Annotated in this window: 24 protein-coding genes; 15 read left to right on the plus strand and 9 right to left on the minus strand. The window is 47.2% G+C overall.

Features of this window, described 5'->3' with window-relative positions; all coding sequences use genetic code 11:
- The first annotated feature begins 34 nt into the window (after positions 1 to 34).
- On the plus strand, positions 35 to 2,341 hold the full coding sequence (locus AC3AP5_RS10720; RefSeq protein ID WP_487326693.1) for a Tex family protein: 2,307 nt from the start codon (positions 35 to 37) through the stop codon (positions 2,339 to 2,341).
- Here the strand turns inward: AC3AP5_RS10720 and AC3AP5_RS10725 are convergent.
- Genes AC3AP5_RS10725 through AC3AP5_RS10735 form a run of 3 tightly spaced genes read right to left on the minus strand, consistent with a single transcriptional unit; the run spans position 2,338 to position 4,540 of the window.
- Positions 2,338 to 3,039 carry a putative metalloprotease CJM1_0395 family protein gene (locus tag AC3AP5_RS10725; RefSeq protein ID WP_487326694.1) on the minus strand — a complete coding sequence of 234 codons (702 nt, stop codon included), beginning with the start codon at positions 3,037 to 3,039 and terminating at the stop codon, positions 2,338 to 2,340. The genes AC3AP5_RS10720 and AC3AP5_RS10725 overlap by 4 nt on opposite strands.
- Positions 3,040 to 3,046: 7 nt before the next feature.
- Positions 3,047 to 3,349: a flagellar basal body rod C-terminal domain-containing protein gene (locus tag AC3AP5_RS10730; protein ID WP_487326695.1), complete on the minus strand. Its 303-nt coding sequence runs from the start codon at positions 3,347 to 3,349 to the stop codon at positions 3,047 to 3,049.
- A gap of 57 nt (positions 3,350 to 3,406) precedes the next feature.
- On the minus strand, positions 3,407 to 4,540 hold the full coding sequence (locus tag AC3AP5_RS10735) for a fatty acid desaturase (RefSeq protein ID WP_272978271.1): 1,134 nt from the start codon (positions 4,538 to 4,540) through the stop codon (positions 3,407 to 3,409).
- A gap of 178 nt (positions 4,541 to 4,718) precedes the next feature.
- Here AC3AP5_RS10735 and fabR point away from each other — a divergent pair, with 178 nt between their 5' ends.
- The gene (gene fabR / locus AC3AP5_RS10740) at positions 4,719 to 5,348 is read left to right on the plus strand and encodes an HTH-type transcriptional repressor FabR (protein WP_348671179.1); all 630 of its coding nucleotides are present in this window, start codon (positions 4,719 to 4,721) and stop codon (positions 5,346 to 5,348) included.
- A gap of 28 nt (positions 5,349 to 5,376) precedes the next feature.
- Entirely contained in the window at positions 5,377 to 7,395 is a 2,019-nt protein-coding gene (locus AC3AP5_RS10745; RefSeq protein ID WP_286682177.1) for a S9 family peptidase, read from the plus strand.
- A 54-nt stretch (positions 7,396 to 7,449) separates the two neighbouring features.
- Here AC3AP5_RS10745 and AC3AP5_RS10750 read toward each other — a convergent pair whose 3' ends face one another.
- The 3 genes from AC3AP5_RS10750 to pckA form a co-directional block, all read right to left on the minus strand.
- Positions 7,450 to 8,646, minus strand: coding sequence for an ABC transporter permease (locus tag AC3AP5_RS10750; protein ID WP_487326696.1), 1,197 nt, complete (start codon positions 8,644 to 8,646; stop codon positions 7,450 to 7,452).
- Positions 8,633 to 9,580 (minus strand): ABC transporter ATP-binding protein, encoded by a 948-nt coding sequence (locus AC3AP5_RS10755; RefSeq protein ID WP_487326697.1) that lies wholly within the window; start codon positions 9,578 to 9,580, stop codon positions 8,633 to 8,635. Before AC3AP5_RS10755 ends, AC3AP5_RS10750 begins: the two co-directional genes overlap by 14 nt.
- Positions 9,581 to 9,704: 124 nt before the next feature.
- Positions 9,705 to 11,309 (minus strand): phosphoenolpyruvate carboxykinase (ATP), encoded by a 1,605-nt coding sequence (gene pckA, locus AC3AP5_RS10760; protein WP_006953829.1) that lies wholly within the window; start codon positions 11,307 to 11,309, stop codon positions 9,705 to 9,707.
- A 207-nt stretch (positions 11,310 to 11,516) separates the two neighbouring features.
- Here pckA and AC3AP5_RS10765 point away from each other — a divergent pair, with 207 nt between their 5' ends.
- Entirely contained in the window at positions 11,517 to 12,836 is a 1,320-nt protein-coding gene (locus tag AC3AP5_RS10765; RefSeq protein WP_487326698.1) for a sodium-dependent transporter, read from the plus strand.
- Between the two features lie 4 nt (positions 12,837 to 12,840).
- Here AC3AP5_RS10765 and coaD read toward each other — a convergent pair whose 3' ends face one another.
- Complete coding sequence (gene coaD, locus AC3AP5_RS10770; protein ID WP_006953832.1) at positions 12,841 to 13,332, minus strand: pantetheine-phosphate adenylyltransferase; 492 nt, start codon at positions 13,330 to 13,332, stop codon at positions 12,841 to 12,843.
- Between the two features lie 155 nt (positions 13,333 to 13,487).
- Here coaD and AC3AP5_RS10775 point away from each other — a divergent pair, with 155 nt between their 5' ends.
- From AC3AP5_RS10775 to AC3AP5_RS10790, 4 genes are read left to right on the plus strand one after another with little or no spacing between them, the layout of a single operon-like run.
- A complete protein-coding gene (locus AC3AP5_RS10775; RefSeq protein ID WP_487326699.1) occupies positions 13,488 to 14,678 on the plus strand; it encodes a glycine C-acetyltransferase in 1,191 nt (396 codons plus the stop codon).
- 21 nt (positions 14,679 to 14,699) lie between these two features.
- Entirely contained in the window at positions 14,700 to 15,725 is a 1,026-nt protein-coding gene (gene tdh, locus AC3AP5_RS10780) for an L-threonine 3-dehydrogenase (RefSeq protein ID WP_487326700.1), read from the plus strand.
- Between the two features lie 2 nt (positions 15,726 to 15,727).
- Positions 15,728 to 16,057: a thiosulfate sulfurtransferase GlpE gene (gene glpE / locus AC3AP5_RS10785; RefSeq protein ID WP_487326701.1), complete on the plus strand. Its 330-nt coding sequence runs from the start codon at positions 15,728 to 15,730 to the stop codon at positions 16,055 to 16,057.
- 4 nt (positions 16,058 to 16,061) lie between these two features.
- Positions 16,062 to 16,862 carry a rhomboid family intramembrane serine protease gene (locus AC3AP5_RS10790; RefSeq protein WP_487326702.1) on the plus strand — a complete coding sequence of 267 codons (801 nt, stop codon included), beginning with the start codon at positions 16,062 to 16,064 and terminating at the stop codon, positions 16,860 to 16,862.
- Here the strand turns inward: AC3AP5_RS10790 and AC3AP5_RS10795 are convergent.
- Positions 16,856 to 17,263: a flagellar basal body-associated FliL family protein gene (locus AC3AP5_RS10795; protein ID WP_006953837.1), complete on the minus strand. Its 408-nt coding sequence runs from the start codon at positions 17,261 to 17,263 to the stop codon at positions 16,856 to 16,858. The two genes, AC3AP5_RS10790 and AC3AP5_RS10795, sit on opposite strands and share 7 nt — an antisense overlap.
- A gap of 77 nt (positions 17,264 to 17,340) precedes the next feature.
- Here AC3AP5_RS10795 and AC3AP5_RS10800 point away from each other — a divergent pair, with 77 nt between their 5' ends.
- Positions 17,341 to 17,883: a chorismate--pyruvate lyase family protein gene (locus AC3AP5_RS10800; protein WP_487326703.1), complete on the plus strand. Its 543-nt coding sequence runs from the start codon at positions 17,341 to 17,343 to the stop codon at positions 17,881 to 17,883.
- Positions 17,884 to 17,891: 8 nt separating this feature from the next.
- Positions 17,892 to 18,743 carry a 4-hydroxybenzoate octaprenyltransferase gene (gene ubiA, locus AC3AP5_RS10805; RefSeq protein WP_487326704.1) on the plus strand — a complete coding sequence of 284 codons (852 nt, stop codon included), beginning with the start codon at positions 17,892 to 17,894 and terminating at the stop codon, positions 18,741 to 18,743.
- A gap of 25 nt (positions 18,744 to 18,768) precedes the next feature.
- On the opposite strand, the gene plsB is transcribed toward ubiA, so the two are convergent.
- Complete coding sequence (gene plsB / locus AC3AP5_RS10810; RefSeq protein ID WP_487326705.1) at positions 18,769 to 21,219, minus strand: glycerol-3-phosphate 1-O-acyltransferase PlsB; 2,451 nt, start codon at positions 21,217 to 21,219, stop codon at positions 18,769 to 18,771.
- Positions 21,220 to 21,365: 146 nt separating this feature from the next.
- Between plsB and lexA the strand changes: the two genes are divergently transcribed.
- From lexA to AC3AP5_RS10835, 5 genes are all read left to right on the plus strand, one after another.
- Complete coding sequence (lexA, locus tag AC3AP5_RS10815) at positions 21,366 to 21,983, plus strand: transcriptional repressor LexA (protein ID WP_006953841.1); 618 nt, start codon at positions 21,366 to 21,368, stop codon at positions 21,981 to 21,983.
- On the plus strand, positions 21,980 to 22,399 hold the full coding sequence (locus AC3AP5_RS10820) for a hypothetical protein (protein ID WP_286682181.1): 420 nt from the start codon (positions 21,980 to 21,982) through the stop codon (positions 22,397 to 22,399). The genes lexA and AC3AP5_RS10820 overlap by 4 nt, the downstream gene beginning before the upstream one ends.
- Before the next feature lie 290 nt (positions 22,400 to 22,689).
- A complete protein-coding gene (gene coxB, locus AC3AP5_RS10825) occupies positions 22,690 to 23,814 on the plus strand; it encodes a cytochrome c oxidase subunit II (RefSeq protein ID WP_040487493.1) in 1,125 nt (374 codons plus the stop codon).
- A gap of 10 nt (positions 23,815 to 23,824) precedes the next feature.
- Positions 23,825 to 25,411, plus strand: a complete 1,587-nt coding sequence (ctaD, locus tag AC3AP5_RS10830; RefSeq protein WP_286682182.1) for a cytochrome c oxidase subunit I — start codon at positions 23,825 to 23,827, stop codon at positions 25,409 to 25,411.
- 4 nt (positions 25,412 to 25,415) lie between these two features.
- Entirely contained in the window at positions 25,416 to 25,985 is a 570-nt protein-coding gene (locus AC3AP5_RS10835; RefSeq protein ID WP_006953845.1) for a cytochrome c oxidase assembly protein, read from the plus strand.
- The last annotated feature ends 1 nt before the right edge of the window (position 25,986 follow it).

Below are 25,986 nucleotides of genomic sequence, written 5' to 3' on the forward strand. Positions count from 1 at the left end.
TAAAGGTCCGTTGGATTGAGAAGTAGAGCACCTTATGGAACGAATTAGTCTGCAAATCGCGCAAGAACTTAGTGTGCAACAAAAGCAAATTGCTGCCGTCATCAAATTACTTGATGAAGGCGCGACCATCCCGTTTATTGCGCGTTATCGGAAAGAGCTTACGGGTGGTCTCGACGACACTCAGTTACGCCAAGCGCATCAAAGGTTGAATTACCTAACAGAGCTTGAGGAACGTCGAGGCGTAATCCTTCGATCAGTCGAAGAGCAAGGAAAGCTCAGTAACGATCTGGCGGCAAAAATTAATGCCGCGGAAACCAAAACTGAACTTGAAGACCTGTATTTACCCTACAAACCGAAGCGTCGAACTAAAGGCCAAATTGCGATTGAAGCAGGCCTAGAGCCTCTAGCCGATAAACTTTGGCAGAATCCCGACTTAACGCCTGATGAGACCGCTACCGAGTTTCTTAATGCAGAACACAAAATTAATGACGCGAAAGACGCCTTAGATGGCGCGAGAGCCATTCTGATGGAACGGTTCTCGGAGCAAGCCGAATTGCTAAAGCAGCTCAGAAACCATCTTTGGACGCACGCTCATTTGCGCGCGCAAGTGGTTAAAGACAAAGAGACTGAAGGCAGTAAGTTCAGAGACTATTTTGACTTTACTGAAGCCTTTAACCATATACCATCTCATCGCGCCCTTGCGTTATTTCGCGGACGCAATGAGGGTATCTTACAACTATCGTTAGATCCTGCACCCACGTTGGAAACACAAAAAGATGCTGAGGTTGAGCAGATGATTGCCGATTTTGTCGGCTTTTCTGATCAACGTCGCCCCGCTGATGCTTGGCGTGGTCAAGTCGTACAGTGGACATGGAAGGTCAAACTATCACTCCACTTAGAAACCGAACTCATGGCGCGCGTGCGTGAACAGGCCGAAACCGCGGCGATTCAAGTGTTTGCTAATAACTTAGCGGATCTACTCATGGCAGCACCCGCTGGAGCGAAACGCACCATGGGACTCGACCCAGGGGTTAGAACAGGTGTTAAAGTCGCTGTCGTCGATGAAACGGGCAAAGTGCTCGATACAAATACGGTGTTTCCTTTCCAGCCACAAAATCAAAAAGATAAAGCAATACGCACACTTGCTGGGCTATGCAAGCAACACAAAGTCGAACTGATCAGTATAGGTAACGGCACTCACTCTCGTGAGACCGATAGCTTAGTCGCAGAGATGCTAAAAGGGAACGCTGACGTGAAAGCGACTAAAGTGATGGTCAATGAGGCGGGCGCTTCCGTTTATTCTGCCTCCGAACTTGCTGCACAAGAGTTTCCTGAGATGGATGTTGCACTGCGTGGCGCTGTCTCGATCGCCCGCCGTTTACAAGACCCTCTTGCAGAGTTAGTAAAAATAGAGCCCAAATCAATTGGTGTTGGTCAGTATCAACATGACGTGAGCCAAGCTCAACTCGCGCAAAGTCTTGATGCCGTTGTAGAGGACTGCGTAAACGCTGTCGGCGTCGACGTTAACCGTGCTTCAGCAGCGTTGCTGCAACGTGTGGCAGGTCTGTCGAAAACGTTAGCGAAAAATATCGTCGAGTTTCGTGACATGCATGGTGCCTTTTCTTCTCGTAAAATTTTAATGGACGTACCTCGCATGGGCCCTAAAGCATTCGAACAGAGTGCCGGCTTCATGCGAATAAATGAAGGCGAGCATCTACTCGACGCCTCGGCTGTCCACCCAGAGTCTTATTACATTGTTGAGGCGATGGCTGACAAAGCAGGCATTGCACTTGACCAGCTCGTTGGTAACAAGTCAGCAATAGAGCAACTCGATCTAAATGCCTTTGTCACCGATACCGTGGGCTTACCAACGTTGCGGGATATCGTGCGTGAACTCGAAAAGCCGGGACGCGATCCTCGCCCTGAATTCAAAACAGCACAGTTCAAAGAAGGGGTTGAAAAGGTTTCAGATCTCGAGCCCGGCATGACGTTAGAGGGTGTTGTCACAAATGTCGCTAATTTTGGTGCGTTTGTTGATATCGGTGTGCATCAGGACGGTCTGGTACATATTTCTGCACTTGCTGATACCTTTGTCAGTGATCCACGAGATATCGTCAAAGCGGGTGACATTGTTACCGTGCGCGTCGTCGAAGTCGATATCGATAGAAAACGTATCGGCTTGAGCATGCGTAAGGATGACCAGCCTGCGCCCGTGAAAAAACCGACTTCAAAGAATAAGTCGGGTGCACCTTCTAAGCCGAAGAAAAAGCCTGTCGACAACGCATCCTCCGCAATGGGCAGTGCGTTTGCAGATGCCTTTGCCAAAGCAAAAAAAGGTTAGGCAACAACTTGAAAGCCCGAGTCTACACTCGGGCTCGTTGCTCTCTGATACTTAGCCTCAACCACACGTTGCGTTGTTTCAGACGCTGCAACTGATTTCTCTTTGTCAGAGTCTTTATCTTCTGCCTCTGTACTCGGCTCTGTTTGACGCGACGATTTAGGTTTTGAGTCTTGTTGATTCAATTCCGCGCGTGCTTGAGCCTCTTTTTGTGAAGCCTCAGCCGCAATAGCCCTATCAGCGCTAGACGGTTGTGCAGGTGCAAGTGCAGCACGCCTTACAACCGCCATTTTTTCGATGGTTGCTTGTGGGTCGCCTTCGACGACGCTGACATCAATCTGAACCTCTCCGGCGACAGCGTAGGACTTTCCATTACTGCCGCGCTCGTATTCATAGCTAGGGGCGCCAGTATAACGACCTCCTATGGCCGCATGCGCCTGCTCGTGCACTCGGACTTCTTGGTCTCGTCGCTCCAGTCGCTGCAGTTCTTCAAGCGCCTGAATCTCCTCATGACTTGAGCGTTGATTTACCCCTTGCTGGACATCATCACGCTTACCCTCAGCCTGTGACTCGGTACCATGCTCACCTTGAGTCGGTTCAGGTTGAGTAACCGCGGGACGCTGTTGGTTGTCTCCTGCTAATTGCTCTCTGGCTGGAGGAGATAAAGGAGGAAACGATGGCAGTGCAGGTGAGATATTCAAAAAATGATCACACCTTAGTGTCTATCATTGTACCCAACATTTCATCAGCGGTTTGCACACTTTTCGTGTTGGCTTCAAAGCTTTGCTGCCCTTGCTTTAGCGAGACGAGGGCATCGGTTGCCGTATTGGCGGGGACACTATTAAGTGTTTCACTCGCGATTTCCGAACCAGACGCTACATCTGCGGCACTCTGTTGCCACCGCTGATTCGTTTGTTGGGGATCGGCAAGTTCAGCGCTTGCTTCAGTCACTTGCTGACTTGAACGTTGCATGCCTTGCATGCCAGCTGAAAGTACGTTGCTAATTTCCATGAGCACTCCTCGAAAAAACCCAAGCAGTGCTCATTATTGTTTACTTTTTACTCAATATCAAGCGTAACGCTTTATTTCTGATAATAACGAACGCCAATGACGCTGTTGCTCATCAAGATTCTGTTTAAGCTCATCAATACGATCTTGTAAGCCGTCAAAATGTACCTGCTCTTTCAGTTGCTTAGCTTTAGCATCTAGCAACTTTTTGCGAGTTTGATAATACTCGCGTAAACAGGTCGCCATTTGCTGATAATGCTCGTGTGCGCTATCAATCAACACTTGAGGCGCCGACTTCGCCTTTTTCGACGCTCTCGTCAGCTGCATCGTCAATTTCGCCCGCTCAATCTGATACCCCGACGTACGCTTCAAGTCGCTCGTCAGCTTCGCGTAGGATAACCCACGAATTAACCACTTGGTTGGGTCGAATTGATACCAACGGATGCCATTTCGATAATCTGCCGAAAAAATATGATGGTAGTTATGATAACCCTCGCCAAAGGTCAAGAAGGCGAGCACACCATTATCGCGCGCAGTATTTTTATCAGTATACGGTTGCGAGCCCCAAATATGGGCAAGCGAATTAATAAAGAACGTCGTATGGTGATTCAGTACAAGACGCAATACGCCGACAACCAATAAGCCCCCTAGCACATCGCCCACCATCCAGCCAAATAATAGTGGCCAACCAAAGTTAGTGAGCAAGGTGAGTGACAGATAGTGCTTGTGTTGCCACATGACAATCGGATCTTCTTGTAAATCTTTAACGTTGTTGTAATCGCTATAGCGACTGGCTTGATACTCACGTAGCATCCAGCCAATGTGCGAATACCAAAAACCACGTTTCGCTGAGTAGGGGTCTTTGTCATTATCGTCGACATGTGTGTGGTGTACACGATGGTCACTCGACCAGTGCAGCACACTATTTTGCAACGCAACGGCACCACCAATTGCGAACAGGAAACGCACAATAGGGTGCGCTTTATAGGCCTTGTGGGACCATAAGCGGTGATAACCGGCGGTGATCGAGATGCCTGCAAAACAGGCGGTTCCTATCATTGCCCACCAAAGACTGGAATCAATGCCATGTACATAGGCATAAACAGGTACACCGATCGCTGCAATAGCGAAGGTGATTGCGAACACCCAAACGTTTAACCAGATGATTGGGGGTTTTGCATTAATCGAATTCATTCGTAACTCACATTTAGTTAATTCTTACCACGCCAAGCATTTTTTGATCTTTTTGACTGATCAGCTAACACTTGTACGCTGAATTCTACTTCTTTAATAAAAAAACTCAAGCGATGATTGTCTTTTAAGCTATGTTATTATCTTGAATCAGATATAAAGCACAATTTTGGAAAAAATTTTGGCAAAATCTCAATCGATTGGTGTGCGCGCGCAACAAAAAGAGAAAACAAGGCGTGCTCTCATTAACGCAGCGATGAATCAATTAAGCGCGGAAACTGGCTTTTCGAGTCTGAGTTTGCGTGAGGTTGCACGCGAAGCCGGTATCGCACCGACCTCATTTTATCGGCATTTCCGTAACATGGATGAGCTCGGACTCACCCTGGTCGACGAGTGTGGCTTGACTCTTCGACAACTGCTCCGACAAGCGCGACAACGTATTGATAAGGGTGGCTCGATTATTCGTGTTTCAATCGAGACCTTCATGCAGTTTGTAGCTGATAATACGGCTATTTTTCGACTGCTATTACAAGAGCGAACAGGTCGCTCCCGCGAGTTCCGTAAGGCAGTTGAGCGTGAACTAGAACACTTCAAAGCTGAACTTATCGAGTATTTACGCGATGAACAGGGCTTCAACGCTGCGCTCGCCGATCTGCAATCGGATGCAATCGTAAAAATCGTATTTAGTGCAGGCGCTGACTGTTTCGACGTCGATAATACACAACGCTTACGAATAGCGGAGCAAACAATACAACAAGTGCGTCTTGTCGCTCGCGGTGCAGAAGCCACTCGACGTGCTAGAGTAGAATAAATTACAACAACCTTAACTGGAGAACACCATGATAGCGAGAACGCTCGGAGCTGTCAGCTTGCTTGGCTTAGCCGTCACTGGCCAAGCGCGCGATATGACACTAATGGAAACCGTGACTGCACAATCAGTTGTCGATGTTAATTTGTCACCTAACGGTCAATTCACGGCTATTACCAAGTATTACCCTGCGCACCCGTATACCGATAAAGAAGACAGCGGTAAAACTGAGTTAGTTATTCGCACCGCGAACGGCAAAGAAACGGTTTATTTAAGCAAAGAAGAGTCTTTCTCTGACGTTGAGTTCGGTCCTAACAGCGAATATATTTATTTTACCGCTAAGCGAGACGGCGATGATTACAGCGAACTCTATCGTATCCCGCTCGCCGGTGGTGGCGTCCAATCTGTTTACGAATTCGATGGTTCAATCACAGCCTATGATTTAAGTTCAGATGGCCAGTCATTGATTTTTCTATCAACGGGTAGTCGCGATAAAGACGCCAAAAAAGAGGCTGAGTACGGTTTCAAAGCAGAAGTCTATGAAGAGGATCTTACCTACCGTCATTTATACCAAGTCGACTTGAGCCAAGCCGATGCAGAAGCCAAGCAAGTGACGGCTGATGATGTTCAGGTCATCTCTGCTCAATGGAGTCCAAACGACGAACAACTGCTGGTGCGTACTGCACCCACACCGTTGATTGATGACTACTACATGAGCAGTCAGTACCACATCATGTCTTTAAATGGTGAGACTGTTGCGAGTATTCCTACTGAAGGAAAGCTGGGCAAAGCTGAATTTTCACCAAACGGTCAGTATGTTGCATTGATCAGTGCCGCTGATTACAACGACCCATCAGCCAGCGTACTCAAGGTATACAATACGCAAAACGCTACCATCCGTCGTGTATTACCTGATTACCAAGGTTCAATTCAAGACTTTACCTGGCGTACTGAGCAGGAGTTAGTTTGGTTAGGTCACCGGGGCACCGAATCAGAAGTCAAAGCGTTAACTCTTCAGTTCCTGGAGAATCGCGACTTGATCGACGCGGGTGAAGCGATCTTTACCGGTTTAGACGGCTCTGCTGGCGTGGATAAAATTGTGTTACGAGGCAACCGCCCTGCCCATCCTAATGAAGCATTTGAGTTGACCTCGCGTGGTTTAGACCGTTTAACCGTTTCTAATCCATGGTTAGAAGAAGTGACGATGCCTAAGCAGGAAACTATCACTTATAAAGCACGCGATGGTCTTGAACTCGAAGGAATCCTTGTTTATCCAACTGACTATCAAGAAGGTGAAAAATACCCTTTGATTATGGTTATTCATGGAGGTCCTGAGTCACATTATTCTAATGGCTGGCTGGATCGTTATTCATCGCCAGTGAAACATGCTGCCGCACAAGGCTATGCGTTATTCTTCCCTAATTACCGTGGCAGCACAGGCCGTGGTGTTGAGTTCTCTAAACTCAGCCAAAATGACTACGCAGGAAAAGAGTTTGACGATATTGTTGATGGCAAGCAGCATCTGGTCGATATGGGTCTAGCTGACGAGACTCGCGTTGGGATAACGGGTGGCTCTTACGGTGGTTATGCTTCGGCTTGGGGCGCGACCGCTCAAACTGAACACTTTGCCGCAAGCGTTATGTTTGTTGGTATCAGCGATAACCTCTCTAAGTTTGGTACGACCGATATTGCCAAAGAAATGAACGCGGTACACGCTCGCAGCTATCCGTGGGACAAATGGCAGTGGTACCTCGAGCGCTCACCCATTTATCATGCGGAAAAAGCGCGCACGCCTATCCTTATTATGCACGGTAAGGAAGACACCCGTGTGCATCCTTCACAGTCAATGGAGCTTTATCGTTACCTTAAGACGCATGGCAATGTGCCCGTCCGCTTGGTGTTATACCCAGGAGAAGGACATGGTAACCGTCATATGGCGGCGCAACTCGATTACAGTATTCGTCTGATGCGTTGGATGGACTCATTCTTAGTCGAGCAAGCAGAAGAAAAGCCACCTTTTGCTATCGACCATATTAAGCAAATCAAGTAAGTCTTGAGTCTCATAAAAGACGCCGCATTCTGCGGCGTCTTTTTAGTTTAAGTATTAACCTCGTATAGCATTCCAAATATCTTTCCAACTGGGCTCTTTACCATAGAATTGTATTCCCATCGTAAACAAACGAGCCGCAACGTTCCGCATCCAGATAAGACTGACCACTAACAACGCCAAACTGAGGCCTATTTGCCACCACGCTACATCAGTTTGTGCCAAACGCGCGGGCATCATCATGAATGATGAAACGGGTAAAATACTCATAATTTGTGCGAGCGTACCGTCTGGACTATCGACAACGCTGAAACTTAGGAATATCGGCAATAACGGGATAAGCATAAATGAGCTACGTGATGAATGGTTGGGATCATCAATCGTGGCCGAGAAACCTGCCAGCATTGCATTAATCATCAGTAAGCCGAGCAACACAAACACGAACGATGCGATCACAACAAAGGGATCAAAAGTAAAACTTATGGAACCCTCGCTACTAAAGCTTGCAGCAAGCAGTGCGATAGCGCCAAAGAATAAACCGATGAATACCATCGCCTTCAAACTGTGTAAGGTGATCCCAACAATTTTCCCATCCATCCACTCGCGTGGCGAAATAATCGTTAGTAGTTGCTCAGTCACTCGCTGCTGTTTCTCCGCCGTAATTGACATCATCATCAAACCAAAGCCGGTAAATACGCCGACAGAGATGCCAATACCTAAGAACATTCCCAGCTCGCTACTCCCTTCGTCATCAGTTGCCGACTCATCCACGTCGACTTGCGCAATATCAAGCGTTACTTCGGGTTTAGAGTCGAGAACTGCACGCTGCTCATCGGTAAGCGCTAATCCAGCAACGCGTAACGTTTGTAAGTAACTTTGTAGTGAGTCGGTTAAATCGCTTTGCCAATCGTCACGTTTATGCACGCGCAGTGTCGCTGTGTTATCAGGATGAACGATCACCACGACATCGAGCGTTTCCGGTAGCTGCGACTTCCACTTCTCAACCTCCATCGAACCGGCGTCACGCAGAGTAATATCTTTAGGTGCTTCATAGCCGCCGGGATCCGCGCGTTGTTCAAAGTAAATAGCGCCATTATATTGCTCTTCAAATACTGCGCTGATAGCTCCCCAGCCTGTACTCACTGCCATAATGACAACCAGTAAGCCTATCGAAATGAGCTCTTGCTTCCATTTAAAAAAGCGGCGGAATTCCCACCATGCGATTTTCGATACTTTGCTACTAAGCAGACTCATGCTGAACATCCTTTGATTTGTTATTGTTTTGCTCAATGGTGTTGAGGTACAACTCATGCAATCCAAGCTGTAGCGGTGAGAAGCTGCGCATGGGTACATGCTGATTTAACTCAGGCCATAAATGCTGAACATCAACATAAGGGTCCACCGTCACATGCGCTAGATCGGTGTCGACCACAGACACATCAACGATTGCCTCGTGCTGCCCCCATTGGTCGCGAGCCACTTCAGCGTCACATTCGATACGATAAACCCGCTGAGGCTGAAGTTTGGCGCGAATTTCCGCCAACGTACCCTGCGCTAGCGCGCGACCATGTGACATTAACAACATCTTATCCGCAAGACGTTCCACTAATGCCATTTGATGAGCGCTCAGTAATACCGTTTTCCCCCTTTGCTTCAAATCGGTTAACACGTTCATCACATGTTCTTGGTTCACCGGGTCAAGACCTGAAAATGGCTCATCTAAAATGACCAAATCGGGATCGTGTATCAATGTCGCGATCAACTGAACTTTTTGTTGGTTACCTTTAGAAAGCTGTCGCATGGGCTCCTTTTTGCGTTCAGTAAGGTCAAAGTAATCCAACCATTGGTCAATGCGCTGCTGCGCCAATGATTTATCCAGACCTCGTAGTTCGGCAATAAAACCCAGATTATCCACAATCGTTCGATCTTGATATAACCCTCGGTCTTCGGGTAGATAAGCAAAGTCCTCAGGGCTGAGCTGAGGACGAGGACCGCTAGCATCGGAAATTTCAATACTGCCCTCGTCAGCTTGGGTCAGCCCCACCAACATACGCACTAAAGATGATTTGCCGGCGCCGTTGGGTCCGAGCAATGCGTATATTTCACCTGAGTTGACCGTAAGCGATATATTGTCAACCGCGGTGACGGTTTTATAACGCTTGGTTAGGTTTGTTATTTGTATATTCATGATTCTCGCAGCGTTTAGATAAATGTAAAAATTAAGTAACCAATTGAGTATATATTACAGAGCAAAAAAAACCCGCAACAGCCGTTGCGGGTTTTTATTTTGTTTCAATTTGTAAGTTGTGTGTTTACTTAACACTCGGTCCTGCAGCGACTAACGCTTTGCCGTTTTCTGTATCAGTGAACTTCTCAAAGTTCGCTACAAAACGCTGCGCGAGATCTTTCGCTTTTAAGTTCCAGTCTTCTGCATCCTCGTAAGTATTACGTGGATCGAGGATAGCGCTATCTTCAACACCCGCCAATTCAGTTGGCATAGCCAAGTTGAAGTATGGCAACTGATGGAATTCAGCATCTTCAATTGAGCCGTCGAGAATGGCATCAATGATCGCGCGCGTCGCTTTAATCGAGATACGTTTACCAGTACCATTCCAGCCGGTATTTACCAAATATGCCTCGGCGCCAGCTGCTTCCATACGTTTTACTAATACTTCAGCGTATTGGGTAGGATGCAATGTCAAAAAAGCCGCGCCAAAACAGCTTGAAAACGTTGGCGTAGGTTCCGTAACACCACGTTCAGTACCCGCCAATTTGGCCGTAAAGCCCGATAAAAAGTGATACTGCGCCTGCTCTTTAGTGAGTTTCGATACTGGCGGCAACACGCCAAACGCATCGGCAGTTAGGAAAATCACTTTCTTCGCGTGGCCCGCTTTTGAAACAGGTTTAACGATATTATCGATGTGATAAATAGGATAAGAAACGCGCGTATTCTCGGTTTTGCTATTGTCATCAAAATCAACGCTGCCATCTTCGCGCACGGTCACGTTTTCTAATAACGCATCGCGGCGAATGGCATTATAAATATCAGGTTCCGCTTCTTTCGACAGGTTGATCGTTTTCGCATAACAACCGCCTTCGAAGTTAAATACGCCATCGTCATCCCAACCGTGCTCATCATCACCGATAAGGGCGCGCTTTGGATCCGTCGACAATGTTGTTTTGCCCGTTCCCGATAAACCGAAGAACACTGCCACATCACCGTCTTTGCCCACGTTAGCCGAGCAGTGCATAGAGGCCATGCCTTGTAGCGGCAAGAAGTAGTTCATCATCGAGAACATACCTTTCTTCATCTCACCGCCATACCATGTACCGCCGATTAACTGAATTTTTTCGGTCAGGTTAAACGCCACGAAATTTTCTGAGTTAAGACCTTGCTCTTGCCAATCTGGGTTAATGCATTTTGCTCCGTTCATCACCACAAAGTCAGGCTCAAACGTTTCTAACTCTTCGCCTGAAGGACGGATAAACATATTCTTCACAAAATGCGCTTGCCACGCCACCTCAGTAATAAAGCGCACTGCTAAGCGTGTATCTTCATTAGCACCACAATAGGTATCAACGACGAACAAACGCTTGTTTGATAGCTGGTTAGTCACTAATCCTTTTAAGTGGGTCCAAGTTTCTTGTGACATCGCCTTGTTGTCATTTTTGCCTTGATCTGCCCACCATACAGTGTCCCGTGTCGTGTCATCTTTAACGATGTATTTATCTTTTGGTGAACGACCGGTAAAGATACCCGTGTCGACTGCAACGGCACCGAGCTTGGTCACGGTTCCTTTTTCAAAACCATGCAGGTCATTGCGAGTTTCTTCCTCAAATAACACATCATAAGAGGGGTTATGAACAACTTCTTGGACATCATTGATGCCGTAGCGGCTCAGATCCAAATTTGGCATGACAAGGGCTCCTGAGATACGGTCTTGCATTAAACGAACGTTACTTCTTGCGGCACACGCATTAATCCCTTTACGCACTCGCCACAAGCATAAAATTTGGTCGCGAATGTTACCTTTAATTGACAAAAAAAGATAGGGCAAAATTTTCTCAGTCCGTTAGAATGCCCCCTCTTTTACTTAATATTTAACTAAAGTTGTTTTGTCCTTATGCGTGACTCATTTAAGTCAAGAATCGGATTTGTGCTGGCAGCAGCAGGATCGGCTGTTGGTTTAGGTAACATTTGGGGGTTTCCAACCCAGGTTGCTAACCATGGTGGCGGCGCTTTTTTGCTGGTTTATTTGTGTGTGATTTTTGTCCTTGCTATTCCCGCGCTTTATAGCGAAATGCTGATTGGTCATCATGCCCAAGCCAACCCTGTTCGCTCGCTCAAACAACTTAGCGAAGGACGCATGCGCCCAGTTGGTGGGACGATGGGACTACTCAACGTCATTGGCTCATGTTTAATGTTAAGTTTCTATCACATCGTTGCCGGTTGGATGTTAGTTCACGCACTAGGCTATCTTGCCACTGCCATGGGCTTGTCAGGCATTGCTGAGTTTTTACTTACCGGCAGCATGGTGCGCGATTTAGTTTTTACTTCGGTGTTTTTGGTTCTCACCGCATCCGTCGTACTTAAAGGTGTCGAACAAGGTATCGAACTCTGGTCAAAACGCTTAATGCCGCTTCTGGTTATTCTATTAGTCGGGCTCATCGTTTACATAGCCAGTTTACCGGGTGCGGGTGAAGGTTTTAAAACCTATCTGATCCCAGAGGTTGAACAATTCACTGATCCCGATATCTATATCGCCGCCATGGGTCAGGCATTCTTCTCTTTATCGATTGGCTTGGGTGGCATGATGATTTACGGATCGTATTTGCGCCCCGGAGCACAGTTGGGTCGTTTAAGTTTATCTGTAGCCGCGTTAGATACGTTGGTCGCATTTTTAGCAGGTTTGCTGATTATTCCTGCATTATTTGTCGCTATTAAATTGGGCGTTTCCGTTGAACAAGGTAACCAATTTATTGGTGAGGGACAGCTGATATTCGCTGTTTTACCGGAGCTGTTCGGCAGTATGGGCTTTGCCGGTTTATGGGTTGGCTTTGGCTTCTTTATTTTACTCAGCATCGCCGCACTCACATCGACTATGGCTCAGGCTGAGGTGCCCGTCTCTTATTTATTAGAAGAACACGACTTACCTCGCCCAGTCGCCGTTGCCATTGCCATGCTCGTAATCGCGTTGCTCGCACTATCCTTAGTGCTTTGGTTTGAGCCGCTGTTTGGCTGGGTAGTTACCGCTGTAACCCAATTCCAATTACCGCTGTCGGGACTGTTTTACTTACTAGTTGTTGGCTGGTTCTGGAAACGCAGTAACCATGTTACAGCGCTGGCAGCGCAGGGCTTGCGCTACCGATTGCTACGTTGGCACTTAAGGTATATTTGCCCAGTCTTAATGGGGCTGGTTTTTTACCAAAGCGCGATTGCTTAGCTGATTAAGGGCGCTGACCAGCAAATTTTTGTTGCAGCGCCTCAGCCACACGCCCATCCACAAATTCGCCAACGTCTCCGCCATGCAAAGCAACTTCTTTAACTAGAGTCGACGAAATAAAGGAGTTTTCTTCAGCGGGTGTTAAAAACACACTTTCCAGCTCGGGGAATAGTCGTCGATTCATATTGGCAAGCTGGAATTCGTACTCAAAATCCGAGACCGCGCGCAAGCCACGAATCAATACCGATGCATCATGGTCCTTAGCAAAATTAACTAACAGCCCTGAAAAACCCACCACACGCACATTATCCAACTTCTCAGTCACTTGTTGAGCTAATAGTACCCGTTCTTGCAGGCTAAATAACGGCTTCTTACTTGGACTTTCTGCTACACCGACGATGATCTCACTGAACAGGCTTGCAGCGCGCTCAATGAGGTCGGCGTGGCCATTAGTTATGGGATCAAAAGTGCCAGGATAAATAGCTCTACGGTGCATAGGTTCCTCGTTTTAACGTTGTGCAAACTTTACAGTACATCCTCAAAACTGGCTCATCTTTATAGCTTTTGCAAATTAGGGATGCGGCTTTCAGTGAACATGCGTAAAATACAGGGTAATGTTAAGAAAGCCAAATGACTGAACAGGATTTCGTAATGAACACAAATTTTTATCAGCACCTTAATGAGCAACTCGAACAGACCAAATCAGACGGTCTGTACAAAAAAGAACGTATTATCACTTCTGATCAAAGTTCTGAAATTACCGTTAATGGCCAACAAGTGTTGAACTTTTGTGCCAACAATTACTTAGGCCTTGCCAATCATCCGGACCTAATTAAAGCGGCTAAGCAAGGTCTTGATGAACACGGCTTTGGTACTGCGTCGGTGCGTTTTATTTGTGGTACGCAAGATATTCACAAAACACTGGAAACTAAACTGAGTGACTTTCTGGGTACCGAAGACACGATTCTTTATTCTTCGTGTTTTGACGCCAATGGAGGTCTATTTGAGACCTTGATGGGCCCAGAGGACGCTATTATCAGCGATGAGTTAAATCACGCCAGTATTATTGATGGCATCCGTCTTAGTAAAGCAAAACGCTACCGCTACAAAAACAATAATCTTGATGACCTTGAACAACAACTTAAACAAGCCGATGCCGATGGCGCACGTTTTAAGTTGATTGCGACCGACGGTGTATTCTCGATGGACGGTGTTATTGCCGATCTTAAAGGTATCTGTGACTTAGCAGATAAATATGACGCCTTGGTGATGATGGATGACTGCCACGCAACTGGCTTCTTAGGCGCTAATGGTAAAGGTACCCATGAATACTGCGACGTTTTGGGTCGTGTCGATATCATCACGGGTACTTTGGGTAAAGCCTTAGGCGGCGCTTCAGGTGGTTATACGTCGGGCAAAAAGGAAGTGATCGATTGGTTACGCCAACGTTCGCGTCCCTATTTATTCTCTAACTCGGTAGCACCAGCTATCGTGCAGGCATCCATCAAAGTACTTGAAATGCTTGAACAAGGTAACGAATTGCGTGAGCAACTCTGGGACAACGCAACCTATTTCAGAACCGAAATGGAAGCGGCGGGCTTTACCCTCAGCGGTGCTGACCATGCGATTATTCCGGTCATGATTGGCGACGCTCGCCTTGCTTCTGAAATGGCTGATCGTTTGCTCGAAGAAGGTATCTATGTCATCGGATTCTCGTTCCCTGTCGTACCTAAGGGCAAAGCGCGTATCCGTACGCAAATGTCTGCGGCACACACACGCGAACAACTTGACCGCACTATTGAAGCATTCACACGTATTGGTAAAGAGCTCGGCGTTATTTAACGCCGAGTCTGGGGACTGATTATGAAAGCACTAGCGAAACTGCATTCAAAACCGGGTATTTGGATGACAGACGTCGAGAAGCCGGAATATGGTTATAACGACGTACTCATCAAAATTAAGAAAACCGCGATTTGCGGTACCGATGTTCACATTTATAAATGGGACGATTGGTCACAGAAAACGATTCCAGTGCCTATGGTTGTAGGCCACGAATACGTGGGTGAAGTAGCCGCCATGGGCGATGGTGTGCGCGGTTTTGAAATCGGTGACCGTGTATCCGGTGAAGGGCATATTACCTGTGGTCACTGCCGCAACTGTCGTGCTGGACGCCGTCATTTGTGCCGCAATACCTATGGTGTTGGGGTCAACCGCCCTGGTGCCTTTGCCGAGTACCTCGTTATCCCGGCTGACAACGCATTTAAGTTGCCGGACGACGTCACCGACGATATGGCGGCCATCATGGATCCTTTGGGTAATGCGGTACATACCGCCCTTGCCTTTGATCTCGTTGGCGAGGATGTTCTGATTACCGGCGCAGGTCCTATCGGTATTATGGCGGCGGCAGTGGCTCGCCATGTCGGGGCACGCCATGTAGTGATCACCGACGTGAATGAGTACCGACTTGAGCTAGCCAAAAAGATGGGTGTAACTCGTGCCGTTAACGTGGCAGAAGAGAGTCTCAAAGACGTTATGTCAGAGCTGGGCATGAAAGAAGGCTTTGACGTTGGGCTAGAGATGTCTGGTGTACCGTCAGCATTCTCGCAAATGCTCGCGACGATGAACCATGGCGGTAAGGTGGCAATGTTAGGTATTCCACCTGAAAACGTTGCCATTGACTGGAACGAAGTTATCTTTAAGGGACTGGTCATTAAAGGTATCTATGGTCGTGAAATGTTTGAAACTTGGTACAAAATGGCCAGTTTGCTGCAATCAGGTCTAGATATTTCACCGATTCTGACCCATCAAATGTCAGTCGATGACTACGAAGAGGGATTCGAAACCATGGTTTCGGGTCAGTCAGGTAAAGTCATTCTTAATTGGGACTAACGATGACTCAGTCTGTTCGTCATATTTCATTGGTAGAAGCCCACCAAGCATGGGCTTCGGATGCCTCTCCTGTGTTCGTTGATATTAGAGACCCGCAATCCTTTCACGCGGGTCATATCCCTAATGCGCAACCGCTCAACAACGACAATATTGGTGACTTTCTAGCGAATACCGATAAAGACACGCAGGTCATTGTTGTGTGTTACCACGGTATAAGCAGTCAACAAGCCGCGCTGGTGCTGGAGTCGCAAGGCCTCACGCAAGTGAGTAGCATGGATGGCGGCTTTACCGCTTGGCAAACGGCCTACCCAGAAGCGGTCGAGCAGGGGTAAATTAATGAAACGCTTACTCACAACTCAGGATGGTCCTTACCTTCAGCAGTTATATGCGTGGCTTCGTAGCCAAGGTATCCCTGTCAGTGTGAGTGAGCGAAATGGCAAACTGGATTTGCTACTGCATCAAAGCAGTTACGAGGCACGAGCTCGCCAACTTATAGACGAGTTTAAGGCTGACCCAGACATCGTTGCGGTTCGTGAACAGACAAAAAATCGTGAATTGCTGAATGACCTGATGAAAAATACAGGTTGGTTAACCCGCATCATTGCCGTGGTTTGCGTGCTTATGTTTATGGGCATTATGGCGGGCGGTGATGCTTTTGTTCGTTACTTTATCATTAGCGATAGCTTTTCTCAGCTCCCGCTCGATGCTCCTTGGCGGTTTATAACGCCTGCCTTTCTTCATTTTTCCGCTACCCACATCGTTTTTAACTTATTTTGGTGGTGGTATTTAGGTGGTCGGATAGAGGTCTATTTAGGGACACGTTGGTTGTTTGCCTTGTTCGTACTCACCGCTGTCAGTGCTAACGTCATTCAATTTCAAGTAAGTGGTCCTAATTTTGGCGGGATGTCCGGTGTGGTTTACGGTTTATTGGGTTTTTGTTGGCTATATAGTGGGCAGCGCAATACTCCGCTTAAACTGCCACCTGCACTCATTCTATTTATGCTGGGTTGGCTGATACTTGGCTACACTGATGTGCTCTGGGTCAACGTGGCAAACGAAGCTCACTTAGCTGGGCTGATAGCAGGTTGCATTGCAGGGATCACCGTTCGCAAACTCACGCCCAAACCACGCTATTGATAAATATATTTCGTGAAAATGACTTGCTTGATCACCGTACTGCCGGTCTCCTTCGCCATCAATCGCTGTGCTTGTTCAAAACACTTAAGTCGCAACTGATCTCTGCCCGTCATTGTTCTGATTTGCTGTTCACTCGCTGTACTTAGGATCTGAATAAAAGCATCTCTCAACAATGGAGCGTGATGCTCTACCACGCTCACATTTTGTGGATTATCGACCATGACCTCTACAGCAACCCGAATAAAGCCAAGTCGATACTCTTCTTTATCCTTAATAAAATTTGTAATGATATCTGGCTCAAATCCATAGTAAGCGACATCCTGAGCTCGCGCGGCGCTTGCCGAGAATAGCGTCAGACTGAAAAGTAACAAAATGCTGAACAACCAACGTTGCAAGGTCATAATTCATTAGCCTTTATAATGTTTAACGGCAGTGGCTTTGGTATGATAGCCAAAGAATATCATGAGCACCAATCACTATGTCTATTGAATTTCTCAGTACCGAACCTTGTTGTTGGCAGCGTGCCTCCGATATCCAACTAGAACCAACCGTCCGAGATTGGTTACTAGACGAGAGTTCACTTACAGCCAAGTTACGTTCGTTACCAGGCTCTTTTGCGGTGGAACTCATCGGTCAAACTGCGGCATCACCCTTTGCCAATGAACGTTCAGAGTTTCCACAGCAAACTCTTTTTGTTGTTCGGGAAGTATTACTCACTCTAGACGAGCGTCCATTCGTATTCGCTCGTAGCGTTTTTCCTATATCGGCGGCAGACCGGCATAACCTTAATTTGGGTGAGCTCGGGACACAGTCGTTAGGTCAGTCATTATTTAACCAGCCCGATTTGACTCGCTCGACTTTTGAGGTTACTCAACTACCTTTAAACCATGGTATCAACGAAATTAATCAGCACTTTTATCAGCAAAAAGGCCCTCTTTGGGGACGACGGAGCCTGTTCGAAACCCAGGGACAAAGTGTTTTAGTAAGCGAGTTTTTCTTAAGCCCTGTACCGATATACTGAGGTAATCAATGAGTAAACTTAACAGCTATTGGCGTTTAATGCGCGCTGACCGTCCTATTGGTACTTATCTGCTCGCATGGCCAACGTTATGGGCACTTCTTATTGCCGGTGACGGTAATCCACCGCTCAAAGTCGTAGTCATATTTATGTTAGGTACATTTTTAATGCGCTCAGCAGGCTGTGTGATTAATGACTTCGCAGACCGTAATCTTGATGGTCATGTGGAGCGCACAAAATTACGCCCTCTTGCTTCCGGTGAGGTCAACAGCACCGAGGCCATCCTGTTATTCTTTGGACTTTTGATACTCGCATTTCTGCTGGTGCTCCAGTTTAATACACAAACCATTATGCTGGCTTTTGCCGCAGCGGGTGTGGCATCTCTCTATCCATTTTGCAAACGTTGGACACAACTTCCTCAAGTCGTGTTAGGTATCGCGTTTAGTTTCGGTATTTTGATGGCATTTAGTGCGCTGAATAGCGATCAATGGTGGCTTGCGGGTGGCTTGTTTATTGCTAATATCGTTTGGACCATTGCCTACGATACCGAGTACGCTATGGCGGATCGAGCAGATGACCTCAAAGTAGGCATAAAAAGTACCGCCATCCTGTTCGGTCGGTACGATAGACTCATTATCGCTGCCTTGCAGATTGTGACTTTAATTATTCTCACCGTGGTTTGGCATCACCTCAATTTGCAGTGGTACGCTTGGCTCGGTCTCATAGCCGCCGCTTGTCTGTTTAGTTATCAACATTGGATGATACGAGAACGAGCACCTAAGGCCTGTTTCCAAGCCTTTTTGCATAATCACTACGTCGGAATGGTGATTGGCGTCAGCCTTGCGCTTCATTACTGGTATTAATGATTCGAGCGGATGGTCAACGCATTTAGTCTGCGCTGACCATCAACTGTTGCACCGATTGACGAATCGTCTGCAAGATTGTCGGATCGAGCAACTCGTCTATGTCGTCACTTAATGGACCTATTTCAGGCGCAGCCACTTGATCGCCATCATCGTTGACTTGCAAGAGAGATTGGGCCTTAAGGCTTGCGATAAAACTTGTCATGACTTTCTTATCATAGAACTCTGGCGCATCAATGCCATGAATCGCGCTGAGTCGTTCAGCGAGCGTTATCGACTGACGCTCAAGCTCGGCACGCTTAATCGGCTGCGCTTGCTGCAACAACTCTAAAACGATTGCATAACGCTGTAACGTTTCGCTTGCGCTGCCCGCCAATAACTTAAGTTGTAACCACGCCGCCGTTTCGCGGTTTGCTGCGCGCACCATCTCACCATCAAGGCTAATAAGCTGTTGGCGTTCTAATTCTTCCACGATAGCACGCACCCAAGTATCTAAATCCTTGTCGCTGTGTGACAAAAATAACTCAGCCTGCAACATGGGGTATACTGCGCTACAACGCTCAATAATAGTTGTGACGTTCACTTTTTGTTTGGCATGAATCAAAGATGCAATCACACCGGGTAATATCATTAAGTGAAGTACATTATTTCGGTAATACGTCATTGCAATAGCATTCGCTGCGTGCAATGAGATGACCTGCCCCATTGAGTCATCTTGTACGTCAAACTTATCGGTGCGTAGCGCCAACGACAACAGCTCTTCTGCTGACTGCTCAGGTACGTTGACGTGATGCGTATATGGCACCTCGCGTAGTAAATCCAGGTAAACATTGATTTGGGCAATCAGTTCCTCTCGCGTTAGTGCGTTATGCTCCGAACTTAATAACGCCAATGCCGTGAGATTAACGCTATTGGCAGCCGCACAATCATTAATACCGCGCATTACTTGCTCGGCTAAGCCATTGACCGTCGGTGTTAGCCAACTGGGTCTTTCGGGCTCTTCTGCGCCTCGTGTGACAGAACGCTGCCAGTCCTCAACATGGTCATCCATATAGGCTTTTAGATCGATGGGCGAGCCGAAAGTAACAAATCCCTGACCAAAGTTTTTCAGCTTAGTGACGGACTTCAAAACTTGGAACAACGATTCTTTCTCTTTATTTTTACCTTTGAGCTCTTTGAGGTAAGTTGCTACCTCCATTACGTGCTCATAACCTAAGTACACGGGTACAATCGAAATCGGTCTTTGCTGACCTCTCAACATACCTTGCACGGTCATGGCAAACATACCCGTCTTAGGCGGCAATAAACGCCCCGTACGTGAGCGTCCACCCTCGGTAAAGTATTCGACCGGGTAGCCTTTCTGGAACAACCAGCATAGATACTCACGAAATACAGATGAATAGAGCTTGTTGCCGCGAAACGAACGACGAATAAAGAATGCGCCGCCACGGCGGAAAATCGAACCCACAGGGAAAAAGTTTAAATTAACCCCTGCGGCGATATGCGGAGGTACAAGACCTTGCTTATAGATAACGTAACTTAGCAGCAAGTAATCCATATGACTTCGGTGACAAGGTACATAAATGATTTCATGCCCTTGCTGGGCAAGCTTACGCACTTCATCGGCGCCGCGTACATCGATACCGTTATAGATTCGACTCCACATCCATGTCATAAAGCGATCTAATACACGTACCAGGGTTTCGCTGTAGTTTGCGGCAATTTCGTTTAAATAGCCTTTAGCCTTTTTTAAGGCTTGCGCCTCATCCACTTTATTCGAGCGTTGCTCATCTTTTATCGCCTTTTTAAGCGCCGGTGTTTTCAGAAGCTGGTTCAAAAGTTCATTGCGATCGCTCAATTTAGGACCCGCAACCGCATAACGCATGCGCACGAAGTGGACCCGTGCCACACGCGCTAGTTTATGCGCGATACGATAATCGGCGCCACTTTGACGACTCATCTGGCCTAAGCTTACAGGACGCGACATGCGGCATAGAACTTGACGCCCGGAGAACATGATCAACCAGAACTTACGCAAATGCCCCGGGTTATCTAAGTCACCGGTCATGGCATTTCCCGCGTGGGCCTCTTGTCCGGGCTTGCGGCCCCAAAATATCCCCACTGGGAGTAATTGTACATCCAGCTCAGGATCGGCTTGATGCGCTTCTAGTAGCGCTTGAAATTGCGAAAGTGCTCGTGCTGAAGCGGCGTCATCGCGCTCCGGTAACAGTAGCACTCGATCAAACGACTTTCCGTTGATGTACAGGGGCTGTTGTGGATCGGGTAGCTGATTTTCACGCGCGGAACGCTGCAAAATGGCGAAGTCAGACTTGGCATTTGAGCGCATCACGTACACCACAGGTGCTACCGTGATATCCGCCTGATCGGCCTCAGGTTTATCAATTATGGTCATTGCTCGTGTCATCCAACGGATAGGATGTTTAAAGAGCGCGTAACTCCAACTCACCGCGGTCATGATATTCCTTGCTACCCTTGCGTTTAAAACAGTAAGACAATAATCATAACAATTCCGTTCGAAAAAGTCGTCGAATAAAATGACTTGCATCTCAACAATACCTGTATATACTCACAGTATACTGTACAGATAAACAGGTAATTGCTATGCGTCCACTGACTCCCAGACAAGCCGAAATTCTTGAGTTAATTAAAGATAACTTACAAGCAACCGGTATGCCGCCTACGCGCGCCGAAATCGCGAGTCGGTTGGGCTTTCGCTCAGCCAACGCTGCTGAAGAGCATTTAAAAGCGTTAGCCAAAAAGGGCGTGATTGAAATCATGCCGGGCATGTCTCGCGGCATTCGCTTAGTGGCTGAAGATATAGAAGAAGAGCTTGGCTTGCCGCTCATTGGTCAAGTGGCAGCTGGTGAGCCCATATTGGCCCAAGAGCATATCGAACGCCATTATCAACTCGATGAATCAATGTTTTATCCCAGTGCACAATTTTTGCTTCGTGTTAACGGGATGAGCATGAGAAATATTGGAATTTTGGACGGTGATTTGCTCGCTGTCCATAAAACTGAACAAGCGCGCAATGGGCAGATTGTAGTCGCCCGCGTTGAAGACGAAGTCACGGTTAAACGGTTTGAACAAAAAGGTCGTCAAGTACTATTGCATCCCGAGAACGAAGAGTTCTCTACGATTGTTGTCGACCTTGCCCAGCAAGTATTTGCTATCGAAGGACTTGCCGTTGGCATCATTCGTAACGGAGCATCTTTATGAAAAGACTACAATCAAACAGCAGCAATCACCCTGGACTATGGACATACAACAATCAACAGGCCGAAGTGATTACGCCTAATGTTGTTCCGCCTAGTTTATCAGCGGCACTTGAAGCGGCAGTACACAGCATCGGACAGCGCTGGATTACAGTTATCGGTGGACAGGCGAGTTTTGTACAACAACTTGTTAACGCAGGTATTCCTCGCCAACGTATTCGTTGGCTACGCCCAGGCAAGACGGACGATCGCGCATGGGCACTCGAACAAGCCGTATTATCAGGAACCAGTGACGTTGTGGTCGCTTGGGTTAGTGGCTTCGACAAGCGCGCTGCGCAGCGTATTCGTCTATCATCTCGAGTGAGCCAAACTCAGAGCTTCATGTTTGAAGAGGATGTATTAACCCCCCACCTGCACTAATCCCCCCAACAGGGTTAATACATTTCTGGCTGCTTCGGCAGCCTTTTTTTTAACATTTATGGACACTTTTTGACCATTTAACGTTTTTGATCTAGATCTTTGTGTAGATTTTAGTTAATAAATGATACTACCCAACTATATAAATTAGTATAACTTATAAACTACAACAAAGAGTTGGTAGAGAAAGTGATTTCTGGGGAGAAGCTGTTCCTTTTTCTGCTTACCTCTTTGTTCTTCCAAGCTAGCATTTTGCTCAAGCAGAGAAGAATGAGAGGAGAAGTCACGTGAAAATGAAGCCGTTATGGGCACTACCCCTGTTGTATAGTGCATCTGCGCTTTCCCAAGAGCGCAGCCTCAACCTCACGAAAGGTGTAACAGAAGTCAGTCGGGACGTTTACGACTTGCACATGACGATATTTTATATCTGCTGTGTGATCGGTGTTGTCGTTTTTGGACTGATGTTCTATTCAATGATTAGACACCGCAAATCCCGCGGTCGTGAGCCCGCGAAGTTCCATGAGAATGTAAAGGTTGAAATTCTTTGGACGCTGATTCCGTTCCTTATTTTGGTGGGTATGGCGATACCTGCAACATCGACCTTAATAGCAATGGAAGATACATCAGATGCTGACGTAACTATTCAGGTCACCGGATCCCAATGGAAATGGCACTACAAATATTTTGATCGCGAAGTAGAATTTTTTAGTCGCTTAGCGACTCAACAACAACAAATAGATAATAAGTTTGATAAGAGTGAAAACTACCTTAGAGAGGTCGATAACCCACTTGTTTTGCCGACGGGTCAAAAGGTTCGTTTTCTCGTCACTTCTGACGATGTTATCCACAGTTGGTGGGTACCTGATTTTGCCGTTAAAAAGGATGCCAACCCCGGCTTTATTAACGAAGCCTGGACTCGAATTGATGAACCCGGTATTTATCGCGGTCAGTGTGCCGAGTTGTGCGGCAAAGACCACGGCTTTATGCCCATCGTTGTAATTGCAAAGACCCCTGAAGACTACGCTAAATGGATCGACGAGACAGAAGCAAAGCAAATTGCCGAGCAAAAGCGCCAGCAAGAATTGCTTGATATGGAAATGTCGATGGACGAGTTAATGGCGATGGGTGAAAAAATTTATAACAGTACGTGTGCTGCATGCCATCAGCCTAACGGTCAAGGCATTTCAGGCACCTTCCCTGCGCTTGCAGGCAGTCCGATTGCGTCTAAGCCAGAAAATATCGATAAGCACATTGATATTGTTTTGCACGGTGTCCAAGGATCAGCGATGCAAGCTTTTGCTCAGCAATTAACAATGCAAGAGCTGGCTTCTGTTATTACTTACGAGCGTAATGCCTGGGGTAATGATACGGGCGAGATGGTACAAGCCGCCGACATTAACGCAGCAATGAATAAATAAGGAGACGGTGATGAGCACAGTAGTGGACGATCACAATCACGAAGCACACCACGATCATAAGCCGTCTGGCATTACTCGTTGGTTGTTTACCACAAACCACAAAGATATTGGTTCGATGTATTTGTGGTTTAGTTTAATTATGTTTTTTGTTGGCGGTGCAATGGCGATGGTCATTCGTGCCGAACTTTTTCAACCGGGTTTACAACTGGTGGAGCCTCAGTTTTTTAACCAGATGACCACCGTGCATGGACTCGTTATGATTTTTGGCGCCGTAATGCCGGCCTTTACGGGACTTGCGAACTGGATGGTGCCGATGATGATTGGCGCGCCTGATATGGCATTGCCGCGCATGAATAACTGGAGCTTTTGGATTCTTCCATTCGCCTTCGTGATTCTTTTGTCATCATTATTCATGGAAGGCGGCGGTCCCGACTTTGGCTGGACGTTCTACGCGCCGCTCTCAACAACGTACAGTAATGACTCCACAGCGCTGTTCGTATTCGCCGTACACATCATGGGTATTTCATCCATTATGGGCGCGATCAACGTTATCGTAACCATATTCAACATGCGCGCGCCGGGCATGACTTACATGAAGATGCCTTTATTTGTCTGGACGTGGTTAATTACTGCCTTTTTATTGATTGCCGTCATGCCTGTACTTGCAGGCGCTGTGACGATGGTCCTCACCGATAAGTACTTTGGCACAAGCTTTTTTAATGCCGCCGGCGGCGGTGATCCGGTCATGTTCCAGCATATTTTCTGGTTCTTCGGTCACCCCGAGGTCTACATTATGATATTGCCGTCTTTCGGCATTATTTCAGCGATCATACCGACTTTCTCAAGGAAAAAATTATTTGGTTATTCCTCGATGGTGTATGCAACCGCCTCGATTGCCATTTTATCGTTTCTGGTCTGGGCACATCATATGTTTACTACAGGTATGCCCGTTTTCGCCGAGCTCTTTTTCATGTACTGCACGATGCTAATTGCTGTACCGACAGGTGTTAAAGTCTTTAACTGGGTTGCCACGATGTGGCGAGGCGCGATTTCGTTTGAGGTTCCCATGCTATTCGCACTCGCATTCGTGATTTTGTTCACGATTGGCGGCTTCTCCGGTGTCATGCTTGCGATGACCCCTGTCGACTTCCAGTATCATGATACTTACTTTGTCGTCGCTCACTTTCATTACGTGTTGGTAACCGGAGCAATCTTCTCTGTCATGGCAGCAAGCTATTATTGGCTGCCGAAGTGGACCGGACACATGTACGATACAACATTGGCAAGGCTGCACTTCTGGTGCTCTCTCATCTCGGTTAATGTGTTGTTTTTCCCAATGCATTTCGCGGGATTAGCCGGTATGCCTCGTCGTATCCCCGACTACGCGGTGCAGTTCGCAGATATCAACCAAATCACCAGTATCGGCGGCTTCGCCTTTGGTTTATCACAACTCATCTTTTTATGGTTGGTGATCAAATGTGCGCGTGGTGGTGAAAAAGCAGCAGCCAAGCCGTGGGATGGCGCGGAAGGCCTCGAGTGGACCGTTCCGTCACCAGCTCCCTATCACACGTTTGAGACACCACCCAAAGTGGAGTGATCTTATGTCTGATAAACGTGCTAACAATAGTAAAATCGTCAAACGCCTGCTACTCACCGTAGCAGGCATGTTTGCCTTTGGTTTTGCGCTGGTACCGTTGTATAACGTATTTTGCGAGGTCACCGGGTTTAACGGACGTACCAACAACGAACCTGCTGCGGTCAGTCAACATGAGGTCGATAAAAGTCGTACCGTCAGAGTGCAATTTATTACGCGAACAGCACAGGGCATTCCGTGGAAGTTCGAACCGGAAATTAAAGAGGTGCGCGTTCATCCTGGCGAAGTACGTGTCGTAAACTTTCTTGCCGCGAACCCAACGCCTGATGATATGGTCGCTCAAGCGATTCCTTCTATCGCGCCAGCAGAGGCATCACTTTATCTTAATAAAGTCGAATGTTTTTGTTTCAATCAGCAACCGCTGGCCGCCGGCAACGATGCCAAAATGCCAATGCAGTTTTATATTGACCCTGACATTCCAGCCCATATCACCACCTTCACCCTGTCATACACGCTGTATGATATGACAGCCAACGCGACGCCAGAAGCTCTGGCTTTGCTTGAGTCAACAGAATAAG

The sequence above is a fragment of the Idiomarina sp. D18 genome (assembly GCF_057748155.1).